At 54.8% G+C, this 21377-nt stretch carries 18 protein-coding genes, 1 rRNA gene and 1 riboswitch; all 19 genes read right to left on the minus strand.

Annotation, left to right across the window (positions count from 1 at the left end):
* Nucleotides 1–560: 560 nt before the first annotated feature.
* The 19 genes from purF to rrf all read right to left on the minus strand — a co-directional run bounded on the left by purF (nucleotide 561) and on the right by rrf (nucleotide 21220).
* A complete protein-coding gene (purF, locus tag WKI47_RS14370) occupies nucleotides 561–2036 on the minus strand; it encodes an amidophosphoribosyltransferase (RefSeq protein ID WP_340227839.1) in 1476 nt (491 codons plus the stop codon).
* Nucleotides 2021–4282: a phosphoribosylformylglycinamidine synthase subunit PurL gene (gene purL, locus WKI47_RS14375; RefSeq protein WP_340227840.1), complete on the minus strand. Its 2262-nt coding sequence runs from the start codon at nucleotides 4280–4282 to the stop codon at nucleotides 2021–2023. The genes purF and purL overlap by 16 nt, the downstream gene beginning before the upstream one ends.
* Nucleotides 4260–4949, minus strand: a complete 690-nt coding sequence (gene purQ / locus WKI47_RS14380; RefSeq protein WP_037284816.1) for a phosphoribosylformylglycinamidine synthase subunit PurQ — start codon at nucleotides 4947–4949, stop codon at nucleotides 4260–4262. The genes purL and purQ overlap by 23 nt, the downstream gene beginning before the upstream one ends.
* A 5-nt stretch (nucleotides 4950–4954) precedes the next feature.
* Entirely contained in the window at nucleotides 4955–5197 is a 243-nt protein-coding gene (purS, locus tag WKI47_RS14385) for a phosphoribosylformylglycinamidine synthase subunit PurS (protein WP_340227841.1), read from the minus strand.
* 391 nt (nucleotides 5198–5588) lie between these two features.
* The gene (locus WKI47_RS14390; protein ID WP_340227842.1) at nucleotides 5589–6494 is read right to left on the minus strand and encodes a phosphoribosylaminoimidazolesuccinocarboxamide synthase; all 906 of its coding nucleotides are present in this window, start codon (nucleotides 6492–6494) and stop codon (nucleotides 5589–5591) included.
* A gap of 28 nt (nucleotides 6495–6522) precedes the next feature.
* Entirely contained in the window at nucleotides 6523–7821 is a 1299-nt protein-coding gene (purB, locus tag WKI47_RS14395) for an adenylosuccinate lyase (protein ID WP_340227843.1), read from the minus strand.
* A gap of 203 nt (nucleotides 7822–8024) precedes the next feature.
* Entirely contained in the window at nucleotides 8025–9287 is a 1263-nt protein-coding gene (gene purK / locus WKI47_RS14400) for a 5-(carboxyamino)imidazole ribonucleotide synthase (protein WP_340227844.1), read from the minus strand.
* A complete protein-coding gene (gene purE / locus WKI47_RS14405) occupies nucleotides 9284–9766 on the minus strand; it encodes a 5-(carboxyamino)imidazole ribonucleotide mutase (RefSeq protein WP_340227845.1) in 483 nt (160 codons plus the stop codon). The genes purK and purE overlap by 4 nt, the downstream gene beginning before the upstream one ends.
* 296 nt (nucleotides 9767–10062) lie before the next feature.
* A riboswitch (purine riboswitch) is annotated at nucleotides 10063–10164 on the minus strand.
* A 304-nt stretch (nucleotides 10165–10468) separates the two neighbouring features.
* On the minus strand, nucleotides 10469–10903 hold the full coding sequence (locus WKI47_RS14410; protein WP_340227846.1) for a universal stress protein: 435 nt from the start codon (nucleotides 10901–10903) through the stop codon (nucleotides 10469–10471).
* Between the two features lie 140 nt (nucleotides 10904–11043).
* Nucleotides 11044–11340, minus strand: a complete 297-nt coding sequence (locus WKI47_RS14415) for a DUF1294 domain-containing protein (RefSeq protein WP_340227847.1) — start codon at nucleotides 11338–11340, stop codon at nucleotides 11044–11046.
* Between the two features lie 196 nt (nucleotides 11341–11536).
* On the minus strand, nucleotides 11537–12139 hold the full coding sequence (locus WKI47_RS14420) for a response regulator transcription factor (protein WP_340227848.1): 603 nt from the start codon (nucleotides 12137–12139) through the stop codon (nucleotides 11537–11539).
* Nucleotides 12136–13320 (minus strand): sensor histidine kinase, encoded by a 1185-nt coding sequence (locus WKI47_RS14425; RefSeq protein WP_340227849.1) that lies wholly within the window; start codon nucleotides 13318–13320, stop codon nucleotides 12136–12138. The genes WKI47_RS14420 and WKI47_RS14425 overlap by 4 nt, the downstream gene beginning before the upstream one ends.
* 7 nt (nucleotides 13321–13327) lie before the next feature.
* The gene (locus WKI47_RS14430; RefSeq protein ID WP_340227850.1) at nucleotides 13328–14065 is read right to left on the minus strand and encodes an ABC transporter permease; all 738 of its coding nucleotides are present in this window, start codon (nucleotides 14063–14065) and stop codon (nucleotides 13328–13330) included.
* A gap of 2 nt (nucleotides 14066–14067) precedes the next feature.
* A complete protein-coding gene (locus WKI47_RS14435) occupies nucleotides 14068–15015 on the minus strand; it encodes an ABC transporter ATP-binding protein (RefSeq protein WP_340227851.1) in 948 nt (315 codons plus the stop codon).
* Between the two features lie 268 nt (nucleotides 15016–15283).
* Nucleotides 15284–16468: a GNAT family N-acetyltransferase gene (locus WKI47_RS14440; RefSeq protein WP_340227852.1), complete on the minus strand. Its 1185-nt coding sequence runs from the start codon at nucleotides 16466–16468 to the stop codon at nucleotides 15284–15286.
* Nucleotides 16469–16628: 160 nt separating this feature from the next.
* Complete coding sequence (clpP, locus tag WKI47_RS14445; protein WP_340227853.1) at nucleotides 16629–17222, minus strand: ATP-dependent Clp endopeptidase proteolytic subunit ClpP; 594 nt, start codon at nucleotides 17220–17222, stop codon at nucleotides 16629–16631.
* Between the two features lie 99 nt (nucleotides 17223–17321).
* Entirely contained in the window at nucleotides 17322–18080 is a 759-nt protein-coding gene (locus WKI47_RS14450) for an RNA polymerase sigma factor (RefSeq protein WP_340227854.1), read from the minus strand.
* A gap of 333 nt (nucleotides 18081–18413) precedes the next feature.
* A complete protein-coding gene (locus WKI47_RS14455) occupies nucleotides 18414–20213 on the minus strand; it encodes a right-handed parallel beta-helix repeat-containing protein (RefSeq protein ID WP_340227855.1) in 1800 nt (599 codons plus the stop codon).
* A gap of 890 nt (nucleotides 20214–21103) precedes the next feature.
* Nucleotides 21104–21220 (minus strand): 5S ribosomal RNA (gene rrf / locus WKI47_RS14460).
* Between the last annotated feature and the right edge of the window lie 157 nt (nucleotides 21221–21377).

Here is a 21377-nt window from a genome sequence, read left to right on the forward strand (position 1 = left end):
GAAAAATGGATTGAAGTTTTTATTTGTATTTTTCGGGTTCAAAGGCGTCTCTCACTGAATTTCTCCCTCCGCTCTCGCTTCCCGCGTACAATTTAATTTCAAGATGCAAGCGTCGCTTGTATCTTGAAATTAATTAGGGGAAAGAACTTTTCGATTTCATACGAAAAGGAAAGCTTTATGATTTATATCCTGCTTTGCAGTTGGACTCGCTCGAACTTCGAACGCTCGTGTGAGAACTTGATATACATTGAACAATAAGTCCTACAACGCAACGCCATACCCCGCAATAAAAAATTCTAACCTACAATCTCAAAATCCCGTGCTCCAAACGCTTTTTCTTCAAAAAGAAAAAGCAGCCCTACCCTCTATCCTACCTACAAAAAAGGATGCGTGCGCGTCGGAGTCAGCGGAGGGTGGAGGGAGCCTGAAGAAACGAAGTGGTCGCCTTTGAAATCCGATTCCACCCTCTAAATGTTTTACTTAATAAAAGGAATCGGATTGAAACAGCGATCGGAAGGCCCCTCCACCCGCAGCGCCTCCCCCACCTCACCCTTCCCTATTCAACACCCGCAGCCGAATTTTTCCTCCCCGCCAAAATCCACCTGGGTCGGATAGTCGTTGTCGAAGCAGGCCATGCAGAGGCCGCCTTTGTAAGCGGAACGGTCGTCGCCGTCCACGGCTTCGATCAAGCCTTCGTAGCTCAGGAAAGCGAGCGAATCGGCGCCGATTTCTTCGCGGATCTCTTCGACGGTACGGGAGAACGCGATCAGTTCGCGGCTGTCCGGCGTGTCGATGCCGTAGAAGCACGGATTTTTGAACGGCGGCGACGTGATGCATACATGCACCTCGGTCGCGCCCGCTTCGCGCAGCAGGTTCACGATGCGGCGAGACGTCGTGCCGCGCACGATCGAGTCGTCGATCATGACGACTCGCTTGCCTTCGACGACGCGGCGGACGGCGCTCAATTTCATTTTGACGCCTTGCTCGCGCAGTTCCTGGCTCGGCTGGATAAAGGTCCGGCCGGTGTATTTGTTTTTGATCAAGCCAAGCTCGTACGGGATACCCGTTTGCTCGGCGTAGCCGATCGCGGCGGAGATACTGGAGTCCGGCACGCCGGTCACCAGATCGGCGTCGACGAATTTTTCTCTCGCCAGCACGCTGCCCATCCGTTTGCGGGCGGAATGCAGGTTCGATCCGTTCATGTCGCTGTCCGGGCGCGCGAAGTAGATGTACTCCATCGCGCACAGCGCTTTGCGCTGCACTTGCGTGAAGCGGTCTTCGCGCAGTCCGTCCCGGTCCAGCACCAGCATTTCGCCCGGACGCACGTCGCGAACGCTTTCCGCGCCGATAACTTCCAGCGCGCACGTCTCCGACGTGAAGATATACGCGTCGCCGAGACGGCCCATCGTGAGCGGACGCAGTCCGTTCGGGTCGCAGGTGACGAGCAGCTTATCGTGTGTGAGCAGCATAAACGCATAACCGCCGACGATCCGGTTCATGGCGTCTTTCGCCGCTTCGACGAAATCTTTCGGCGAACGGGCGATCAAGTGCGCCACGACTTCCGTATCACTCGTCGTCTGGAAGATCGAGCCGCTTTCTTCCAATTCGCGACGGATTTCCGGAGCGTTGACGATATTGCCGTTGGTGGCGACCGCAAGGTCGCCGCCTTTGTATTTGAACACCAGCGGCTGGGCGTTGGTCAACCCTCCGCCGCCGCTTGTCGAATACCGGACATGGCCGATCGAGTGCTTTCCTTGAAGTCCGGCGAGCGTGTCTTTGTCAAAAACCTCTTTGACCAGACCCAAACCGCGATGATAATTGAAGTGATCTTCGTCGCTGACGCAAATCCCCGCGCTTTCCTCTCCCCGGTGCTGAAGTGCATGCAAACCGTAATAGGACAGGGACGCGGCGTCGGGATGTCCGTAGACGCCGAACACGCCGCATTCTTCGCGCAGGGTGTCGAACGGATCGATCTGATCCATTCCCTCGTTGTAGTAGTCCCCCGTCCACAACGGCTGCTTTACTTCATCAGACATGGAATCGCATCCTCCCAAACCTGTTTGAGTGTATGAATCTCTTCGCTGAGCACTTCTTTGCCGTCTACTGTGATATGCAGTTGCAGTCCCGACACGCGTCCGATCTTCGCCGCCGGCACGCCGTGCGCGCCGAGCTGGCTGAGCAGCGCGTCCGCGTTTTCCGGCGTCGCCGACAACAGGATACGCGATTGGCTTTCGCTGAACAATGCAAAGTCCGGACGAAGACCGGCTTCGCCGATCTCTGCCGTATGCAGGCTGACCTGCGCCCCCAGACCGCCGCCGATGCAGCTTTCCGCTACGGCAACCGCCAGACCGCCGTCCGACAAGTCGTGCGCCGAACGCACGAGACCGCTTTGGATCGCTTCCAGCACGCCGCCCAGCAGTTTCTTTTCGACCGCCAGGTCGAGCTGCGGAGGTCGTCCTTCCGTCACGCCGTGAACCACTTGCTGGAACTCGGTTCCGCCCAGCTCGGCTTTCGTAACGCCCGTCAGAATCAGAATATCGCCTTCGCCTTTGAAATGCTGCGTCGTGATATGATCCACGTCGTGCACCAGACCGACCATGCCCACGACCGGAGTCGGGTAGATCGAGCCTTTGGCGTTTTCGTTGTACAAGCTGACGTTGCCGCCGATCACCGGCGTATCCAGTTCGCGACACGCTTCCGCCATGCCGTCGACCGCTTTTTCCATCTGCCAGAAGATTTCCGGCTTTTCCGGGCTGCCGAAGTTCAGGTTGTCCGTGATCGCCAGCGGCTCCGCGCCGGAACACACGATATTGCGCGCCGCTTCGCTGACCGCGATCCGGCCGCCCACTTCAGGGTCGAGATACACGAAACGTCCGCTGCAATCCGTCGTCATCGCCAACGCTTTGCGCGTGCCGTCGATCGTCACGACCGCCGCGTCCGAACCCGGACGTACCGCCGTGTTCGTGCGCACCATGTAATCGTACTGCTCGTACACCCACGCTTTACTCGCCACGCTCGGCGAACCCAGCACCTTTTTCAACGCGCCGCCCAGATCGGTCACTTCGTTATAAGCCGTCGTATCGACCGCAGCGTTTTTCGCATAGTAAGCCGGTTCGGTTGAAGGTTTATCGTAGATCGGGCATTCGTCGACCAGCGCGTGAACCGGCATATCGCCGACTACTTCGCCGTGATGCAGCAGTTTGAGACGTCCGTCGTCCGTCACTTTGCCGACTTTCGCGCAGATGACGCCCCAACGCTCGAAAATTTCCATCGCTTGCGCTTCGTCTTTCGGTTCCACGACGAACAGCATGCGCTCCTGGGATTCCGACAGCATCATCTCGTACGCCGTCATGCCTTCTTCGCGCTGCGGTACTTGATCGAGGTACAATTCCAGGCCGTTGCCCGCTTTGCTCGCCATTTCCGAACTGGAGCAAGTCAGACCTGCCGCGCCCATGTCCTGGATGCCGACCACGATGCCGCTGTCGATCAGTTCCAGGCACGATTCCATAACCAGCTTTTCCATAAACGGATCGCCGACCTGAACCGCCGTTTTGCGCTCTTGCGATTCTTCCGTCAGTTCTTCGGATGCGAACGTCGCGCCGTGGATACCGTCGCGTCCCGTCGGAGGGCCGACGTAGAACACCGGGTTGCCGATGCCTTTTGCCACGCCGCGCTGAATCTTGTCGTGGTCGATCAGGCCGACGCACATCGCGTTGACGAGCGGGTTGCCTTCGTAGCTTTCGTCGAACACGACTTCGCCGCCCACCGTCGGGATGCCGATACAGTTGCCGTAACCCGCGATGCCGCTAACGACATGCTCGAACAGATATTTGACGCGGTCGCTTTCAAGTCTGCCGAAACGCAGCGAGTTCAGCGACGCGATCGGGCGGGCGCCCATCGAGAAAATATCGCGGATAATGCCGCCCACGCCCGTTGCCGCACCCTGGAAAGGCTCGACCGCCGAAGGGTGGTTATGGCTTTCGATCTTGAATACGACCGCCTGGTTATCGCCGATATCGACGATGCCCGCGCCTTCGCCCGGTCCCATCAGGACGCGAGGACCCGTGACCGGGAATTTGCGCAGCAGCGGCTTCGAATTTTTGTACGCGCAGTGCTCGGACCACATTACGCTGAAAACGCCGATTTCCGTGTAATTAGGCTTACGGCCGAGAAAACCGCAGATGAGCTGAAACTCGCTGTCCGATACACCCATCTGTTTGTAAATTTGCTGATCCGCGATTTGCTCCGCCGTCGGTTCTTTAACGGACATTTGCTGCGTCATGTTGTTCCCTCCAAGCGTTAATGATCGATGTGAACATCTTTTTGCCGTCTGTCGTGCCGAGAATCTCGTTGACCGCGCGTTCCGGGTGAGGCATCATGCCGAGCACGTTGCCCGCTTTGTTCGTGATGCCCGCGATATCGTCCACCGAACCGTTCGGATTGCTTTTATACCGGAAAGCGATCTGGTTGTTGGCGCGCAATTCCTCCAACGTTTCTTCGTCGCAGTAATAGTTGCCTTCGCCGTGCGCAATCGGAATCACGATCTCTTCGCCTGCCGCGTAATCGCGGGTAAACGGCGTTGCGTTGTTTTCCACTTTCAGCACCGTGTCGCGACATGCGAACTTCATCGACATGTTGCGGCGCAGCGCGCCAGGGAGCAGTCCCGCTTCGGTCAGGATCTGGAACCCGTTGCAAATGCCGAGCACGAATTTGCCTTCTTCCGCCGCTTTCGCCACTTCGTTCATGACCGGGGCAAAACGCGAAATCGCGCCGCAGCGCAGGTAGTCGCCATACGAGAAGCCGCCCGGCACGAGGATGCAATCATAGGCGGACAGATCGGTCGCGGTGTGCCAGACGTAATCGACCGGCTCGCCGAGGACGTTTTCCACCGCTTTGTAACAGTCGATGTCGCAGTTGGAACCGGGAAATACGAGGACTGCAAATTTCATGGACTTTAACCCTCCAGTTCGTAGCGGTAGTCTTCGACGACCGTGTTGGCCAACAGCTTTTCGCACATTTCCTTCACGCGGTCCCCGGCAGCTTCTTGGCTCACGTCTCCGAGTTCAAGCTCCATATATTTGCCGACGCGCAGGCTTTCCACTTCGTTGAAGCCGAGCGAGTGCAGCGCGCCTTGAACGGCAACGCCTTGCGGATCGAGTACGCTTTGCTTGATGGTCACATAGACTTTGGCTTTCATGAATGTCCTCCTGGATAAGCCCTTCCCGAACCTTTTCGCCTGTTTGAACGGCAGGCGGGATCGGGAAGTCGGCTGTTTGTAATGGTGGGTGATGCGGCGGAACGCTTTCGTCCCTGACGGGACACGCTTGAACGACGGTGCAAAGATTGGTTTGCCGAATACGGGTTATCGCTTCCGGCTATAGTGCTTTTTTGGCAATCTGCAACAGCAAAACACCCTTTTCGGCGAGTCACGTTGCTTTTTATACAACCTACAGCAACATCAGCACACAGTTTCGCTCGATTACAGCTTCTACATTGCTTTTACGGCAACGTAACTCCGAACTCAGCCGATCAGCAGCGGCTACATTGACTTTTAAGCAATTTCATCGCACCGCTTTGCACACGGCAGATTATAACCCCAGCAAGCTTTTCCCGGTCAACCGCTCGTAAATGCCCAGGTAGCGCTTCGTCGTTTCTTCCACGACGTCCGCCGGAAGCGGATCGGGCGCGCTGTTTTTGTCCCAATCGGTGCCGGACAGATACGCGCGCACGGGTTCTTTGTCCATGCTGTCGATCTCGACGTCGAGCGCGTATTTGTTTTCCGCCCAGAAGCGGGAAGAATCAGGGGTGAAGATCTCGTCGATCAGGATCACGTTGCCGTCGATCAGGCCGAATTCGAATTTGCAATCCGCAAGGATGATGCCTTTTTCGGCGCATGCTTGACGGGCATAGGCGTACAGGGCAAGACTTTTGTCGCGCAGCTCCGCAGATAATTCCGCGCCGACGAGTTCTTCCATTTGTTCGAACGGAATGTCTTCGTCATGACCGACGTCGTTTTTCGCGGCAGGCGTGAAGATCGGCTCCGGCAACGGCGAGTTTTTGCGCAAGCCCGCCGGAAGTTCGATGCCGTTCACCGCGCCGCCGGCTTGGTACTGCCGCCAGCCTCCGCCCGTGATATAGCCGCGCACGACGCACTCGATATCGATCCGTTCCGCTTTGCGGGTGACCATGATGCGGTTTTTCAGCGCCAGCGGATCTTTGGCGATCGCGCCGAGCTTCAGCACGTCCGTATGCACGACATGGTTTTGCAGCAGATCGGCCGTTTGATCGAACCAGTAGGCGCTCAGACGGTTCAGCACGTCGCCTTTGTACGGGATCGCCGGATCTAGCACATAGTCGAACGCGGAGATGCGGTCGGTGACCACGATCAGGAAATGCTCGCCCAGATCGTACAGCTCGCGCACTTTTCCTTTATACAGCAGCGGCGCGTCCACCAGATGTTCGGCGGTGGACAGAGCCTGCGAAGATACGAACATTGTTTTTGTCCCCCTTGGTTGAGTCCGACTACTCGTTCAATCCCAGCTTGGCGAAGATAGTATCGACATGCTTCAAATGCCAGGCCGGATTAAATGCGTCTTCAATCTCTTCTGCGCTCAGCACGTCTGTAATCGCCGGGCTTGCCAGTACGATATCCTTGAAGCTGCGTTGTTCTTCCCAAGCCTGCATCGCGCGCGGCTGCACGGTATCGTAAGCCGTTTCGCGGCTCATGCCGGAATCGATCAGCTTGGTCAGGATACGGCCGGAGAACGGCACGCCATACGTACGTTCCATGTTGCGCTTCATGTTTTCCGGGAACACCGTCAGGTTCTTGATGATGTTGCCGAAGCGGTTCAGCATGTAGTTGAGCAGCATCGTCGCATCCGGCAGGATGACGCGTTCTGCGGAAGAGTGCGAGATATCGCGTTCGTGCCACAGTCCGACGTTTTCATACGCCGTCAGCATGTGACCGCGAATCACGCGGGACAAGCCGGAGATATTTTCGCTGCCGATCGGGTTGCGTTTGTGCGGCATCGCCGACGAACCTTTTTGGCCTTTCGCGAATGCTTCTTCGACTTCGCGGAATTCGCTTTTTTGCAGGGCGCGAACTTCGGTGGCGAACTTGTCGAGCGACGTCGCGATCAGCGCGAGCGAAGCCATATACTCGGCGTGACGGTCGCGTTGCAGCGTCTGCGTCGAGATCGGAGCCGCTTTCGTGCCCAGCTTGCCGCAGACGATTTCTTCCACGCGCGGATCGATATTGGCATACGTGCCGACCGCGCCGGACATTTTGCCGTACTGCACGCCGTCCGCCGCATGGCGGAAACGCTCCAGGTTGCGCTTCATCTCTTCGTGCCACAACGCCATTTTCAGACCGAATGTGGTCGGCTCAGCGTGTACGCCGTGAGTCCGGCCCATCATCGGCGTGCTCTTGTACGCGATCGCCTTGTTTTTCAAAATTTCGATGAAGTTCAAAATGTCTTGTTCCAGAATCGTATTGGCTTGCAACAGCAGATAGCCCATTGCCGTATCCACGACGTCTGTCGAAGTCAGGCCGTAATGAACCCATTTGCGCTCTTCGCCGAGGCTTTCGGAGACTGCGCGGGTGAACGCGATCACGTCGTGGCGCGTTTCCTGCTCGATCTCGTAGATGCGGTCGATATCGAAAGTCGCGTTGTCGCGGATCTTCTTCACGTCTTCCGCCGGGATCACGCCCAGTTCCACCCACGCTTCGCAAGCGCAAATTTCGACTTCCAGCCATGCTTTGAATTTGTTTTCCTCGCTCCAGATACTGCGCATTTCCGGTCTGCTGTAACGTTCGATCATAAGGGGTATAGCCTCCAAAAGGTAAATTTGAGGTTCACGCCGTCACGCCGCTGGATCATGGATCGCAAGCGGTATTCCCGACGCGCCTTCTTTCATTATATAAGGTGTCAGAGGGAGACGGGATAGCCCAACGGATTGGCTTGGGTCTCCTGTCAAAAGGTTACGCTCAAAACCGCTTGACTTGCCCGCTCTCCCGGCTTCTTCTATCCATCGTTCTCCACCGGCCAGATGCCCGCGTTGTCGATCCAGGCCAGCGCATCGGCAGGATCGCCGCAAAGCAAGTTGATATGCCCCATCTTCCGCCCGGTCTTTCCTTCGGCTTTGCCGTACAGATGGAACTTCGGATGAACGAGGTCCGTTCCGATACTCTCCGGCGACAGCATCAGCTTGTTCACGCCGTCCAGATGCTCGCCGAGCACATTGACCATGACGACCGGCGTCCGAAGTTCCGGACTGCCGAGCGGCAAGCCGCAGATCGCGCGTACATGCTGCTCGAACTGCGAAGTGACACAAGCTTCCATCGTATAATGGCCCGAGTTATGCGGTCTTGGCGCCACTTCGTTCACGTACAGCTTGCCGTCCTTGCCGTAAAACATCTCAACGGCGAGCAGCCCGACTGCATCGAACGATTCGACGATCCGTGCCGCCAGTTGTTCCGCTTCGGCCAGAATGCCTGCCGGAACCCTTGCCGGAACGATCGAAGCGTGCAGGATGCCGCCTCGGTGAATATTTTCCGCGGGCGGGAACGTGCTCGTCTCGCCCATCGAGCTGCGCGCCGCGATCACCGAAATCTCGCATTCGAACGCGATAAACTGCTCCAATACCAGCTCCGCTCCCGACTCCGCCAGCTCCGCGTAAGCCGCCGCAACCTCGCCGCGGTCGCGAATCACGAACTGCCCTTTGCCGTCATAGCCTCCGGTCGCCGTCTTCAGTACGCACGGCGTGCCCAGACGCGCCACCGCCGCGTCCAATTCCGCTTCGCTCGTTATAGCCGCATAAGGGGCCACCGTCGCGCCCGCCGCTTCCAGCGCCGCCTTCTCTCGCAGGCGGTGCTGGGTCGTGTATAGCAGCCGGCTGCCTTGCGGCACATACGACCGCTCTTCCAGCAGAGCGGCCACTTCCGCATCCACGTTCTCGAACTCGTACGTGATCACGTCTGTCCGCGCGGCCAATTCCGCCGCCGCTTCCTGATCCGAATAAGCGGCGACGATCTGCGCCGACACCTGACCGCACGGCCCGTCCGCTACCGGGTCAAGTGCCATAAAGCGGTACCCGAGCGGCGCTCCCGCCAGCGCCATCATGCGGCCCAATTGGCCGCCGCCGAGCACGCCGATCGTCTTGCCCGGCCCGATCACGCGCGCTTCGCGCTTGCCGCCGCTTGTGGCCTGTACGGCTTCCGGCGCTCCGCTGCCCGGCGCCGCTTGCTTCGCGCCGCCCGCCGCCATTCCGTTCGCGTCTCCCGTCATGGCAGCTCCGCTTCCAGCACTTCGCGCTCGATTCTCGCGCGACGGGCCGCGACGCGATCGAGCACCGCGTCGTCAGCGGTGCCTACGATCTGCGCCGCCAGCAATCCGGCGTTGATCGCGCCCGCTTTGCCGATCGCGACCGTCGCTACCGGTATGCCTCCCGGCATCTGCACGATCGACAACAGCGAATCCAGTCCGTTCAGCGCAGCCGATTGAACCGGCACCCCGATTACAGGAAGCGGAGTCTTCGCCGCGACCATGCCCGGCAGATGCGCCGCGCCGCCTGCTCCCGCGATAATGACCTTAAAGCCGCGTTCGCGCGCTTGCTGCGCATATTCAAACATCAAGTCCGGCGTACGATGAGCCGAGACGACCTTTTTTTCATAAGGAATCCGAAGCTCTTCGAGAATCTGACAAGCATGCTGCATCGTTTCCCAATCAGAGGTACTGCCCATAATGACTGCTACCTGCAAAGACATAATCCACGCTCCATATCGATCGTTTTTCGGTGCAAAATCAAAAAAGTCCGGAATCGCCGCAAAATCTCAATGATCTCTCGGGAATCCGGACTCGGGAAGAAACGGCGGGGGATCAGGCACGGACGCGCAAAGACGAAAATACGCGTTATCCATCCATAGTCTTTTGATAACAAAGCCTATAATGGAAAAACGGATTCTCGTGCGAGAGAACGTGCGGGATCGGCAGCAGGTTGAGCCTGTGCCACATTCGATTGATCCGTTAGCTTGCGTCTGCTTTCAGACAAACTATAATCATCGAACCCTTCGTTCGCTTCCGTAGTCCGGGTATTTACGGTTCCCGGGTAGATACTGCCGGGCCTTATCCCCAGCTTTATACGGTACGATGTTCAATTCGGTTATGTGTCGGAAGCGCGGTTGCCACACGCCCGACTTCTGTTCCAGTTTAACAATTCCGTACATGCTGTGTCAAATTAAAAACCGAACATTTTAAAATCGTAAAATCCGAATGTTCGTTTTTACACAAGCAGCAAGCGAAATATCTGCTAATCCTACGATTCCTGCACTAAATACCGCTCGAATTGTAAAAATTGCGGATATAAAAAAGGCCCGAAAACGCAGCGCGCTTCCGAACCTTCTATTCATTTGCCTCATATAAAACCTGCAAACCGCTCTTTTTATCGAACGTTCCCGCACAACCTGCACTTATTTGACGACCAGTACCGGAACTTGTGCCTGCTGAACCACGTTATGGCTGACGCTACCGAGTACAAACTCGCGAATCGCACCCAAGCCACGGCTACCGATGACAATCAGATCGGCATTCAGCTCTTTGGCATATTCAAGAATCAGTACGGCCGGTGCTCCCTGACGCATCTCAATCCGAGCATCAACTCCAGCTTCCTGAAGACGACGACGCGCTTCTTCCACAGTCTGCTCGGCCAGATCGAAAAACTCCTTATTCACGCTGCCCGGAACCGGCGCGATCCCGTCTCCAACGAAAAAGCGCGGATAATCGTAAATATGCAGCACTTCCAGCACGGCGCCCGGCGAAGCTTTTACCAGCGCGGCCGAACGGTCGAGCGCCTTATTGGAAGCTTTCGAACCGTCATAGGCGACTAGAACTTTAGAGAACAGCATGATAAAGCACCTCTTTCCTTCGATTCGGACTCCAACCCGTTCTTTTCCGGGGAAAAGGACAAGCTATCCGTTCATGTTCATTATTACCCTTTCGAAAACGGGAATCAAACACCTTGCTTGCTTTTCCTTTTCGGCCGGGTTCAACGAAGCATGAAATAAAAAAGAGCTCCGTATGCCGCGATATTCCATACGAACAATGCAGGCACGCCGAACCGAAACGAACGGTGCTGCGTTTTGTGACGCTTCGTCTGCATCGCGATCCAGATGCCCGGCGCGCCGCCGACCGCCGCCCAGGCAAACAGCGTGCGCTCCGGCACCCTGCGCCGGCGTTTTTTCGCCCGGCTTTTGTCCGAAGCCATGACGGCGTAGGCGATCAGGTTGACAATCAGCAGCCAAGCCGCCAAGATCAGGGGTAACATCCTTATCATCGGTTCCATGTATGTTCCTCATTTCTTATCTTCAAAGGTGATGCGGAAAGAATTCATGCGCGAAAAAGTTCGATAGGGATTGAACGAAGGTGCGCGGCGGGTACAGCGTCACGGTGCACGCATGCGCCGATTCGTTCTTGAAGCGCGAACGAATCCCGTTTGCTCGCGCCGTGAACGAATAGTATTCGTTCATGGTGCGAGCAAACTAGATCCATCCTTTCTCCTCCGCCAGCTTCACGGCTTCGATCCGGCTTTTGACCGCAAGTTTGCCGAGCGTCTCGGACATGTAATTGCGTACCGTTCCGTAAGATAGATGCAGTTTCTCCGCGATTTCGCTTGCGCTGCTTCCTTCCGCGGCCAGACGCAAAATTTCCTGTTCGCGCGGCGTCAGCGGGTTCTGTTCGCGCATGCTGCCGAACGCAAGCTCCGGCGATACTTCGCGGCGGCCCTGCATGACGCGGCGGATCGCTCCCGCCAATTTTTCTACCGGTTCGTCTTTGAGCAGATAGCCGCGAACATCCGCTTTGACGCCGCGTTCGAAGTATCCGGGACGCGCGAACGTGGTCAATATGACCACCCGGCACGGCGAATCTGCCGCTTTCAACCGCTCCGCCGCGTCCAGTCCGCTGAGCTTGGGCATTTCGATATCCATCAGGCAGACGTCGGGCCGCAGCTTTTCGATCAGGCGAAGCGCTTCTTCCCCGTCTCCCGCTTCGCCGACTACTTCGATATCGTCTTCCAGATCCAGCAGCGATACCATCGCTCCGCGCAGCAGGCGCTGGTCTTCCGCTATTATAATACGAATCATGCGATTCCCCCTCCTTGATGCGACCGGACGACCAGCGGAATCGTGACGCTGAGTTCCGTCCCCCGTCCTTGCCGCGCAGTCAGGTGCAGCGTGCCTTCGATCAGCGCCAATCGTTCGCGCATTCCTTGGAGCCCGTTGCCGCCGCCCACGTTTTCCAGTCCGCTGCCGTCCGTCTTTTCTTGCTTCCCGACGTCTTTGCCGCCGGGTCCGACCCCGTCATCCTCGATTTTCATTTCCACCTCGGAATCGCTTCGGCGCAGCGTGACCGTGCAATTTTGCGCCCGGCTGTGTTTGACGATGTTGGTGACCGCTTCTTTCAAGCATAGGCTAAGCACGTTCTGGGTCAGTTCCGCCACTCCTTCCAAAGCCTGCTCTCCTTCCACGCGCATCGCGATTTCCGCCGTCCGCAGCATTTCGCGCGCCTCGATCAATTCTTCGCTCACTTTGATCGCCCGCATTTCCGACACCAATTCGCGCACCTGACGTAGCGCGGCTCGGGAAGTCTCCTGAATTTCTCTGGCTTCGTGCTGCGCGCGCTCGGGACTTTTGAACGCAAGGCGTTCCACCAGTTGGCTTTTAAGCGTAATCAAGGACAGCGTATGCCCTAGCGTGTCGTGCAAATCCCGCGCGATACGCAGCCGTTCTTCTTTTTTCATCAGCTCGCCGATCTGTTCGTTGGCCGCAGCCAACTGCTGACGCAATTCGATCTGCCGGTTGACCGAACGCATGCCGAACGGAAGCAGCAGCAGAACCATCACGATCGGAAACAGCGAGATCAGATCGGCAGGCGACAACTCGTTCAGATGCAGCGCGATGATCGTCACCATCAAGATTCCCGACAGCGCAAGAAACCTTTTGAACGTTTTCTTGTCGCATATGCCCCCGATAAAAGTTGCCGTAAAAAATCCCAAGTACAGATTGTACAGGCCGCCGAGCTGGGCGAACGCCGCGATAATCAGCATCATGCCCAGCAGCAGCAGATTGTACGTCCGCCCGTTCGCGCACCAGTATAGCTGCCTGTAGATGACGGCGAACACGATCACCAACGCGTAACCCGCGGTTTGAAGCTCGATACTCAGATCCTGGATGCTTAGAATCGGAAAGATCAAATACAGCAAAAAGATATAGGGCAGCATCCCATACCTTTTCGGCAGCCGAAACCACGTCGCGACATTCTTCATACGCCTATCACACCGCCTCCTGCTTTTTTCTCACGTATCCCGATAGTACCATAAAAGCGGCCAGGTAGCCGAGCAGAAGAACGACGCTCGTCGCGGAAGGGGTGCCGCCGGCCGCGATCGACCAGGCTCCTTCGCCGTAATTATAGGAAGGCAGCCATTTTCCGATCCGCTGCACGGCTTCGGGCATGATCTCGAACGGCATCCACAGCCCGCCGGAAATCGCCAGGCCCATATACAGCATGTTGCTGATTCCGTTTGCCGTGTCCACTTTTTTCATGCAGCCGATCAAGCCGCCCAAAGCCAGGAAAGGTAGCGAAGCGAGCACGATCCACAATCCCGAAGCCAACCACTGCGCCGCGCTTAAATGAACCCCGTTGATTAGCCAGCCGGAGACGAAAATGACGACGATGCAGAGCAGGTTAAGCAGCATTTGGGCAAACATCTTGGCCGCCGCGTACGCGGTACCGGTCAGCGGCGTCGTGCGAAGCGCGGTCGACCATCCCTGCGTGCGCTCCTGCACAAGACGGAGGCCGAACGTCATGACCGATGTTCCCATAACGCTGAATGCCGCCATGGACATCAGATAATGGGCCTGCCATTGTTCCGGATTCGGCATATCACCGTTCAACACCCGGGTGAAGACAAAGTAGAATAAGATCGGCATCGCCAAGGACCAAAATACGAAATAGGGATTGCGAAGAATACGCAAGATTTCCGCTTTGCTTTGCATCAATAGACTTTTCATGGTCAGATCGCCTCCTGCGTTTCGGATAGGGTATTCGCTTCGCGATTGCGGGTCAATTGTTCGAAAGCCGCGTCGAGCCGGCCGACGTCGACACGGATATCCCGGATGCCGAGACCGGATTCGATCAGGACGCGCAGAACGGCATCCGTATCTTCCGCCGTCACGACGATCCGGCCGTTCGACTCGGTCACGCTCGCTTTGTCGGCCGGTCGCACGGCGAGCAGTCCTTCCGCGCGTTTAAGGCAATCGTTTTCCGCCGTTTCCGGCAGGAACGATACGCTGCGTTTGACCAGCGCGCGCTTGATCTCTTCCGGCGTTCCGTCCGCCGCCAGCTTCCCCTGATCGAACAGCAGGATCCGGTCGGCTTCGCTATCCGCTTCCTCCAGGTAATGCGTCGAGAACAGCACCGTTTTCCCCAGCTTCGCCAACTGCCGAACCTCGTTCCAGAATCGGCGGCGTGCCCCTGTGTCCAGCCCGACGGTCGGTTCGTCGAAAAAGAGGACATCCGGATTGCCGGCCATCGCCAAAGCGAACCCCAAACTTCTTTTTTGTCCGCCCGACATCTTCTGCGCGACGCGTTTCAGGTCGGCAGGACTCAGCCCGCTCAATCCGATCAAATAATCGCGGTCCGCAGGGCGGCTGTAGTAGCTGCGGAACAAGTCGATCAATTCTCCTGCCTTGAGCCCGTCCATGACGGCGACCTCCTGAAGCATGACGCCGATCCGGTCGCGTATATCGCGGTCGCCCGGCGATCCGCCAAGCAGGTTCACGCTGCCCTCGCTCGGTTCGAGCAGGCCCAGCATCATGGACATCGCCGTCGTTTTGCCTGCCCCGTTGGGCCCGAGCAGCGCGGTTACCGTTCCTTTTTCGATCGCGAAACTAACGCCGTCAACCGCTTTTTTTCCGCGGAACGTTTTGGATATGTTTTTCAGTTCGATTACGCTTTTCATTATGTTCTCCCCTTCGTCGTTAAGGTCGATGATGAGCCGCTGTTCTTTATGTATTCAGCTTACCTGAGCAAGGAAAGTGGCAGTAGTATGGGCTGTCACCGTTTTCGGGTGACAGTTGTCACCCGGTCGGCGAGAAACGCACATACGAAAAAGACCGCATAAAATGCTCCGCGGCCTTTTTCAAAGTTATGCACATGTGGATAACTTTCAAGAAAACATATTCTTCCTCAGGTTATCCCCGAAGTGGGAGTAACCTGTTCGGAACTTTTTAAAAGTAATCGGGCAAATAAGGAGTACGTGCGGGAATCAGTGCATCCAATCGTTCGGCGGTCGCTTCGGAAGCTTCCAGCAGACCGAAACGTCGAAGATCCGACGGTCGGCGGTAGCCGAGCAGCATCGCGGTCAACAGTCCGATGGAAACGGACAATCCATTCCCTGCTTCATTTTCGGCATCGGCAGGCGTTCGAACGGACTCAAGATCCCCCGTTCCGTCTGGGGATATGCTCCATACCCAGGTTCCTTCGTTCCACGGAGCGTCGCGGTCTTCGATCTTTAGCGAGAAACGCGAATGCGTGCCGAGCCCGGCGAAAGGATACTCTCGCACGAACACGGCCGCGTCGACGATCCGTCCCATGAAGTAAGGCTCGATCTCCTGTTTGACCATTGGGTCCGGAAGAAGCAGAGAGAGCGGATCGTCGGCCGGAAGTTTGAGCCTGACTTCTTTCAGCTTAGAGTCGTGATTGCCGATAAAATCCCACAATCCCTGCCGGGCCGTCTCGTTTAGCCAGAACATTTCTTCCGTGATCCATACTTTTTCTTCGATCGCGTACAGGACGTAGGCTTCCGGCTCGCCAATTTCGTTGTAATACACGGCGGTATACGGAATCCCGCTCATTACCCGATTTTTCCACCAATTTCCGCTGCGGGTCATCGCTCCGTTATAACGTGTGATCACCCGATCGTAAACGGATTTCAGGACCGAGATATCGCGTACTTCCCGCACGACGCGTCCCGGAACGTTTTGGCGTGCGGGAAGCTTATCCACGGGAATGGAATAGTTTTTGTTGTCGGTAAAAATCTCCCAGCCGTACTTCCGGTAGAAAGCGACCGAAAAAGGATGCAAATAGGACAGCAGCTGCCCCTGATTCTTCATCTCTTCAAGCGCCCGGCGCAACAGAAGGGTCACCATGTCTTTGCGCCGTTTCTCGGGCCACGTCGCCACACCGCCGATCCCGCCCATTTTAAGCTTTTTCTCATGGACATAAACTTCAAGCGGCATGAGCGCAAGCTTCGCACATAATTCTTGGCCTTCAAAGGCACCCCAGACTATTTCATCTCCGAATCGTTTACGCCGTTCTTCCTTCTGCTGATCGCTCAATGTATACAAAAACGCATATTCAGCCAACGCGACATTATCATCGAAATCCTGATCGGTCAGGCGTCTAATTTCCATCTTTGTTAATCTCCTCTCGGCTTGGAATCTCGTTTTACTTCCTTCTCCGTTTACAAGCAAGTTCCTGCGTGAAAAGAGCAAAAAAAGACCTCCTCGCTAATCGCGAAGGGTCTGAGTGATCTGTCATCATCCTTTTCAAACATTTTCTCGATGCAGCGTACTATGCGTGCTGCGAACGGTCGATAATCCGGTCGATCACGCCGTATTCCAGCGCTTCCTCCGACGACATGAAATAATCCCGGTCCATGTCGCGCGCGATCCGGTCGAGCGGCTGGCCCGTATGCAAAGCGGCAATCTCATTTAAACGCTCGCGCGTCCGGATGATCCGCTTGGCACTGATTGCGATATCGCTAGCCTGCCCTTGCGCACCGCCGTGAGGCTGGTGAATCATGATTTCGCTATTCGGCAGCGCCCCGCGCTTCCCGGATGCTCCAGCCAGTAATAGAATAGCCGCAAACGATGCTGCCATACCGGTACAAATCGTATGCACGTCGGGCTTAATGTGTCGCATTGCGTCGTAGATAGCGAATCCCGCCGTCGTCACTCCGCCCGGACTGTTGATATAGAAATAGATGTCTTTCTCCGGATCTTCGGCTTCAAGCAGCAACAATTGCGCTGTAATGCTGTTGGCCACCTGATCATCGATCGCCGAACCCAAAAAGACAATCCGATCCTTCAGCAGTCTGGAATAAATATCGTAAGATCGTTCGCCGCGGCTCGTCTGCTCCACGACGTAAGGAATGAATGTACTCATCGGCTATGCCTCCTCCAGATTATAAAAAGGATGATATCCGAGCCGGATCGCTACGTCTTGAGCAGCCTGTAGCTTGACCAAATCAACTTGCAAGGTTGGTCAAGCTGCTAGTTGGAGACGAACAGAAGAACCAACTGTTGAATGCCTGCGCGACTGCATCATATCATTTCGGGCTTCGCGTACAGGCATTACAGACGTAGATGCACCGCAGCGAACCGCCAGTGAAGCTTCTTCTCCGCTACCGCCGTTCCACAGCACCATCAGCGCACGTACATCCTGGAGTCGAATCGCCTGCATATAAGCAAAAACAGCCTGTTCGTCCGAAACATTCGATTCCGCCAAAGGTTCCGTCCATTCCTGCTCCGGCTGACGCCGCTTGTCCAGCTTCTTTCTTGCTCGATGCAAAGAAGCTTTGACACCGCCTTCTGTTGTCCCCAGCAATTCAGCCGTTTCTGCCGCTGTAAAGCGCAGATACTCCATCAACAAATATACCGTTCGCTGATCCGGCGTTAGCACACGAACAAGGCGATCTGCTGCTGCCCATAGTCGTAGCGGCTCAGCGGCGTACGCATGGCTTTCCTCCTTGATGCAATCAAGAACAGCCTCGTCTTTCCCTTTGCGCACCCGATCAATCCACGCATGATAGGCGATGCTCCGCAAATACGTTCGATTTCTGGCTCCGCCTTTTTCACGAAACGCTGCCCACGCTTTAAGCCATGTCTCCTGTAAAAGATCCTGTCCGTCTGCTGCCGAACCGGTCAGAAATCGACAGTACTTTCCCAGTGCCTCATTATGCTCCTCAATCAGCTCTGCAAACTCATCATGTCGCTTTGTTTCTCTGGTTAGGCTGCTTTCCATTCTTGCCGTCTCCTCCTCTCCGCTTGGATTCAATAGCTTAAACGGATCAATGAATCCAAACGATACTCTACGTTCTAATTTTTATTTTAAACTTTTTTTCGATTTGCGTTTCGCGCTTTTATAGTATGGTTATAACTCTGTATAACTATTTTCAAACAATCCGGAATTCTATTCCGAACAAACGGTGTAGCCTGTAACTTTGAATAACGGGATAAAATCGGCAAAAAAAACGGGAACCAGTTGCGACCTGGTCCCCGCGAAAACAAATCTTTGTGAAAGAAGATTTGGAACAGTAGTATTTTTCGGATCGGCATTGCGCGGATTTGAAAAATATTAGAAGCCGATATTATCAACAAGAGTGATAATCCCGTTCTTGAAAGTTGTAGCTGCGCCGTTTTTGTTGATCAGCGTGTTGCGTTCGAATTTCACTTTTTTGATCGTTCCGTCGCCCCAGACGCCGATGCCGCGATGCGCGCCGTCCGTGATCGTGTTGCCGACAAACTCGACGTTGTCGATCGTGCCTTTTCCGCCGTAAACCAGAATGTTCGGATGGTTTTGCGGTTCCTGAATACCCGTATGGTTAACGATGTTGTTGACGACTTTGACGCGATCCACGTTCAGCGTATCATAGGAACCTTCGACCGAAATATAAATGCCGGCCATCATCGTATCGGCCACTTTGTTGTTTTCGATCCGCACATCCACTCCGCCTACCACCGAAATGCCGCGAGCCTTCGAGAAGTTGCCAATGTTATTTCCGCGAATCGTAATGTTATTAACCGGTGTTGGGCTTGTTCCATAGCTGACAACCGCGATACCATCGTCCCCCACACCCATAACCGTATTGTTTTCAACCGTGATGTGATGGCTTTCCGTGGTCATATGAATGCCGTCTGCGCCTGTATTTTCGACTACGTTATTAGATACAACCCCGTTGTTCGATCCGTAGGCCATCATGATTCCTGCTGTGCTGGACTTGCTTACATAAACGTTGTCGATCACGAAGTTCGTCGCGCCGCGCACCGTAATGCTGTTTTTGTCATGCGCGCCGTTTCCTCTCGGAATCGTGGTTTGGTAGACATGCTTAAGGTTACGAAGCTGTACGCCGTCGCCTGTCAGGTCGATCGAACCGCCATCGGGATTCGTGGATACCAGCACGGTCGATTCTTTTCCGGCGCCTTCAACGCGAATGCCGTCAAGCGTCAGGATTTTGCTGAGCGTGAATTCTCCGGCAGGCACATACAATATTTTCTTTTGCTCTTTGGCTGCCTTGGCCGCCGCGACGAATGCTGCATAATCGTCTTTTCCGTCATTGGCGACAGCCCCGAAATCTTTTACCGAAAGTCCCGCAGTAGTCGTCGGCGTCGGCGTCGGAGTACTTGGTGTCGGCGTTACGGGAGTCGTCGGCGTTGGAGTGCTTGGTGTCGGCGTTACAGGAATCGTTGGCGTCGGAGTGCTTGGTGTCGGCGCTACGGGAGTCGTCGGCGTCGGAGTGCTTGGTTCCGGCGCTACGGGAGTCGTCGGCGTCGGAGTGCTTGGTTCCGGCGTCGTCGGATTCGTGGGCGTCACAGCTCCAGCCACAAAAGAGATACTTGGATTCCACAACGTCTCATCGTCCTCTGTCGTACCGTTCTTATTGACCGTAAAATAAATGGCTGTTCCAGCCTGTACCGGAATCGCCTCGACGTTTTGCGGCTTCTCGCCCGTTTTGGTTTTAATCAGCGAACTCCACAATACCGTGCTGTCTTTTGTAATGCTGGCAACGATGCCGTCCCCTTTATTTCCGCTTTTTTTCACGATACCGCTAATTTCGATTGTCCCCGGCCCCGGAGCTACCCATTTGCGGACCGCATCGGCTGCGTCGCCTGGATGCTGCGAACTTGCCGCGACCCACGGAAAGCCAGACGAAGTGCTCCACAGCTTTTGGTTTCCGTCATAAGCGAGATCCGAATAAACGCTCCCTGCCGCTTGTTGGTAATACCATCCTTTTAGTCCTTGTACCGTTTTGCTGAAATCCGGCGAAGCTTTATAAGTTTCTGCGGAAGCGGCTTGCGCTTGTCCCAAAGCGCCCAGCCCGCTGCCGAGTCCCAACGAAAGTGCGGCAATCGCGATGATGATCTTGTTTCTTTTCAAGGTGTATCCCTCCAATGATGTTGATGCCGAAAAGTGAACAGTGACGTGATGACAATCCGGTTTCTCCTCCGCCCCTGGGCTCAAAACCGGTCTTTGCTAAGATAATCGCTAATGCGAAAACGGATATTGGATAGCTGTGACTGCTTCAACTGCGGCGCTTCACGATGAATATTCATGTATATTCACTGTGGATAAAAATTACGCCCTGAAGCGAAGTGCTTATGTTACTTATATCGACAACAATTTTCAGGAAGTTACAGCAGCGTCATTTAACGAATCAAAAGACCCAGGATTTTGTAAAAAACCCCAACCGAGTACATAGAAAAAACATGCCTTTAATCGTCTAATTCCGTTTTTTTACCCATATAAATTCCATTAAATTCTAATTATAAGAACAAAAGTACGCTTATTGCTTGCTTAAAGAAGCGGATTTATTTAATCAAACGAAAGTTTGTTCGTAAATATGAAAATTCCAATTTAGAATCTTTAGAACGTGAATTAAAACACAAGTGCTATTTTGTCGATGCAGATCGGACTCGAAAAATAAGAAAACTAGGAAGTCTATCTTTTAAAAAAGAGACATACTTCCTGTTCACAATTGCATATATATACGATATTGATTATCTGTTTTTTATTTCCGGAATTTTGGGGATAAGCCGTGGATATCTATAGGAGAAAAGGGTAGGCCCTTTGCGAGAGAATGGGGAATCATTCGAAGTTTTATACCGATATTGTGGAAAAGGTGTGAACAATAAAAAAAGAATGACATTCATTCTTATCGTTTGATTAAAACTCCTTTTACTCTGGGGATAACACGAGGATCGTTTAATATGAAAAGGAGTATAAAAAAAGCCTTACCCGTTATTCACGGATAAGGCTCTTCTTGATTGGCTTGGCAGCTTCCTACTCTCCCGGGACCCTACGGTCCAAGTACCATCGGCGTTAGAGGGCTTAACGGTCGTGTTCGAGATGGGAACGTGTGGAACCCCTCTGCCATCACCACCAAACCATGGGCGCTCCATATTTGCCTTCTCGCTCGAACTTGGTGCCACCCTTCGGATGAAACATCCTCGGTTAGGGCATCCAAAAGTCGCTCGAATGCAAATATTTCGCTGTGTAGTTAAGAGACTTAACTACGAGACAAGGTTTGCACCTTGAAAACCG

The organism is Saccharibacillus sacchari (genome assembly GCF_037722395.1).
Taxonomy (GTDB): domain Bacteria; phylum Bacillota; class Bacilli; order Paenibacillales; family Paenibacillaceae; genus Saccharibacillus; species Saccharibacillus sacchari_A.

Excerpts from the sequence above, each read along its gene's own strand:
- purF (WP_340227839.1), bottom strand. The coding sequence starts at position 2,036 with ATGTCTGATGAAGTAAAGCAGCCGTTGTGGACGGGGGACTACTACAAC.
- purL (WP_340227840.1), bottom strand. The coding sequence starts at position 4,282 with ATGACGCAGCAAATGTCCGTTAAAGAACCGACGGCGGAGCAAATCGCG.
- purQ (WP_037284816.1), bottom strand. The coding sequence starts at position 4,949 with ATGAAATTTGCAGTCCTCGTATTTCCCGGTTCCAACTGCGACATCGAC.
- purS (WP_340227841.1), bottom strand. The coding sequence starts at position 5,197 with ATGAAAGCCAAAGTCTATGTGACCATCAAGCAAAGCGTACTCGATCCG.
- WKI47_RS14390 (WP_340227842.1), bottom strand. The coding sequence starts at position 6,494 with ATGTTCGTATCTTCGCAGGCTCTGTCCACCGCCGAACATCTGGTGGAC.
- purB (WP_340227843.1), bottom strand. The coding sequence starts at position 7,821 with ATGATCGAACGTTACAGCAGACCGGAAATGCGCAGTATCTGGAGCGAG.
- purK (WP_340227844.1), bottom strand. The coding sequence starts at position 9,287 with ATGACGGGAGACGCGAACGGAATGGCGGCGGGCGGCGCGAAGCAAGCG.
- purE (WP_340227845.1), bottom strand. The coding sequence starts at position 9,766 with ATGTCTTTGCAGGTAGCAGTCATTATGGGCAGTACCTCTGATTGGGAA.
- WKI47_RS14410 (WP_340227846.1), bottom strand. The coding sequence starts at position 10,903 with ATGCTGTTCTCTAAAGTTCTAGTCGCCTATGACGGTTCGAAAGCTTCC.
- WKI47_RS14415 (WP_340227847.1), bottom strand. The coding sequence starts at position 11,340 with ATGGAACCGATGATAAGGATGTTACCCCTGATCTTGGCGGCTTGGCTG.
- WKI47_RS14420 (WP_340227848.1), bottom strand. The coding sequence starts at position 12,139 with ATGATTCGTATTATAATAGCGGAAGACCAGCGCCTGCTGCGCGGAGCG.
- WKI47_RS14425 (WP_340227849.1), bottom strand. The coding sequence starts at position 13,320 with ATGAAGAATGTCGCGACGTGGTTTCGGCTGCCGAAAAGGTATGGGATG.
- WKI47_RS14430 (WP_340227850.1), bottom strand. The coding sequence starts at position 14,065 with ATGAAAAGTCTATTGATGCAAAGCAAAGCGGAAATCTTGCGTATTCTT.
- WKI47_RS14435 (WP_340227851.1), bottom strand. The coding sequence starts at position 15,015 with ATGAAAAGCGTAATCGAACTGAAAAACATATCCAAAACGTTCCGCGGA.
- WKI47_RS14440 (WP_340227852.1), bottom strand. The coding sequence starts at position 16,468 with ATGGAAATTAGACGCCTGACCGATCAGGATTTCGATGATAATGTCGCG.
- clpP (WP_340227853.1), bottom strand. The coding sequence starts at position 17,222 with ATGAGTACATTCATTCCTTACGTCGTGGAGCAGACGAGCCGCGGCGAA.
- WKI47_RS14450 (WP_340227854.1), bottom strand. The coding sequence starts at position 18,080 with ATGGAAAGCAGCCTAACCAGAGAAACAAAGCGACATGATGAGTTTGCA.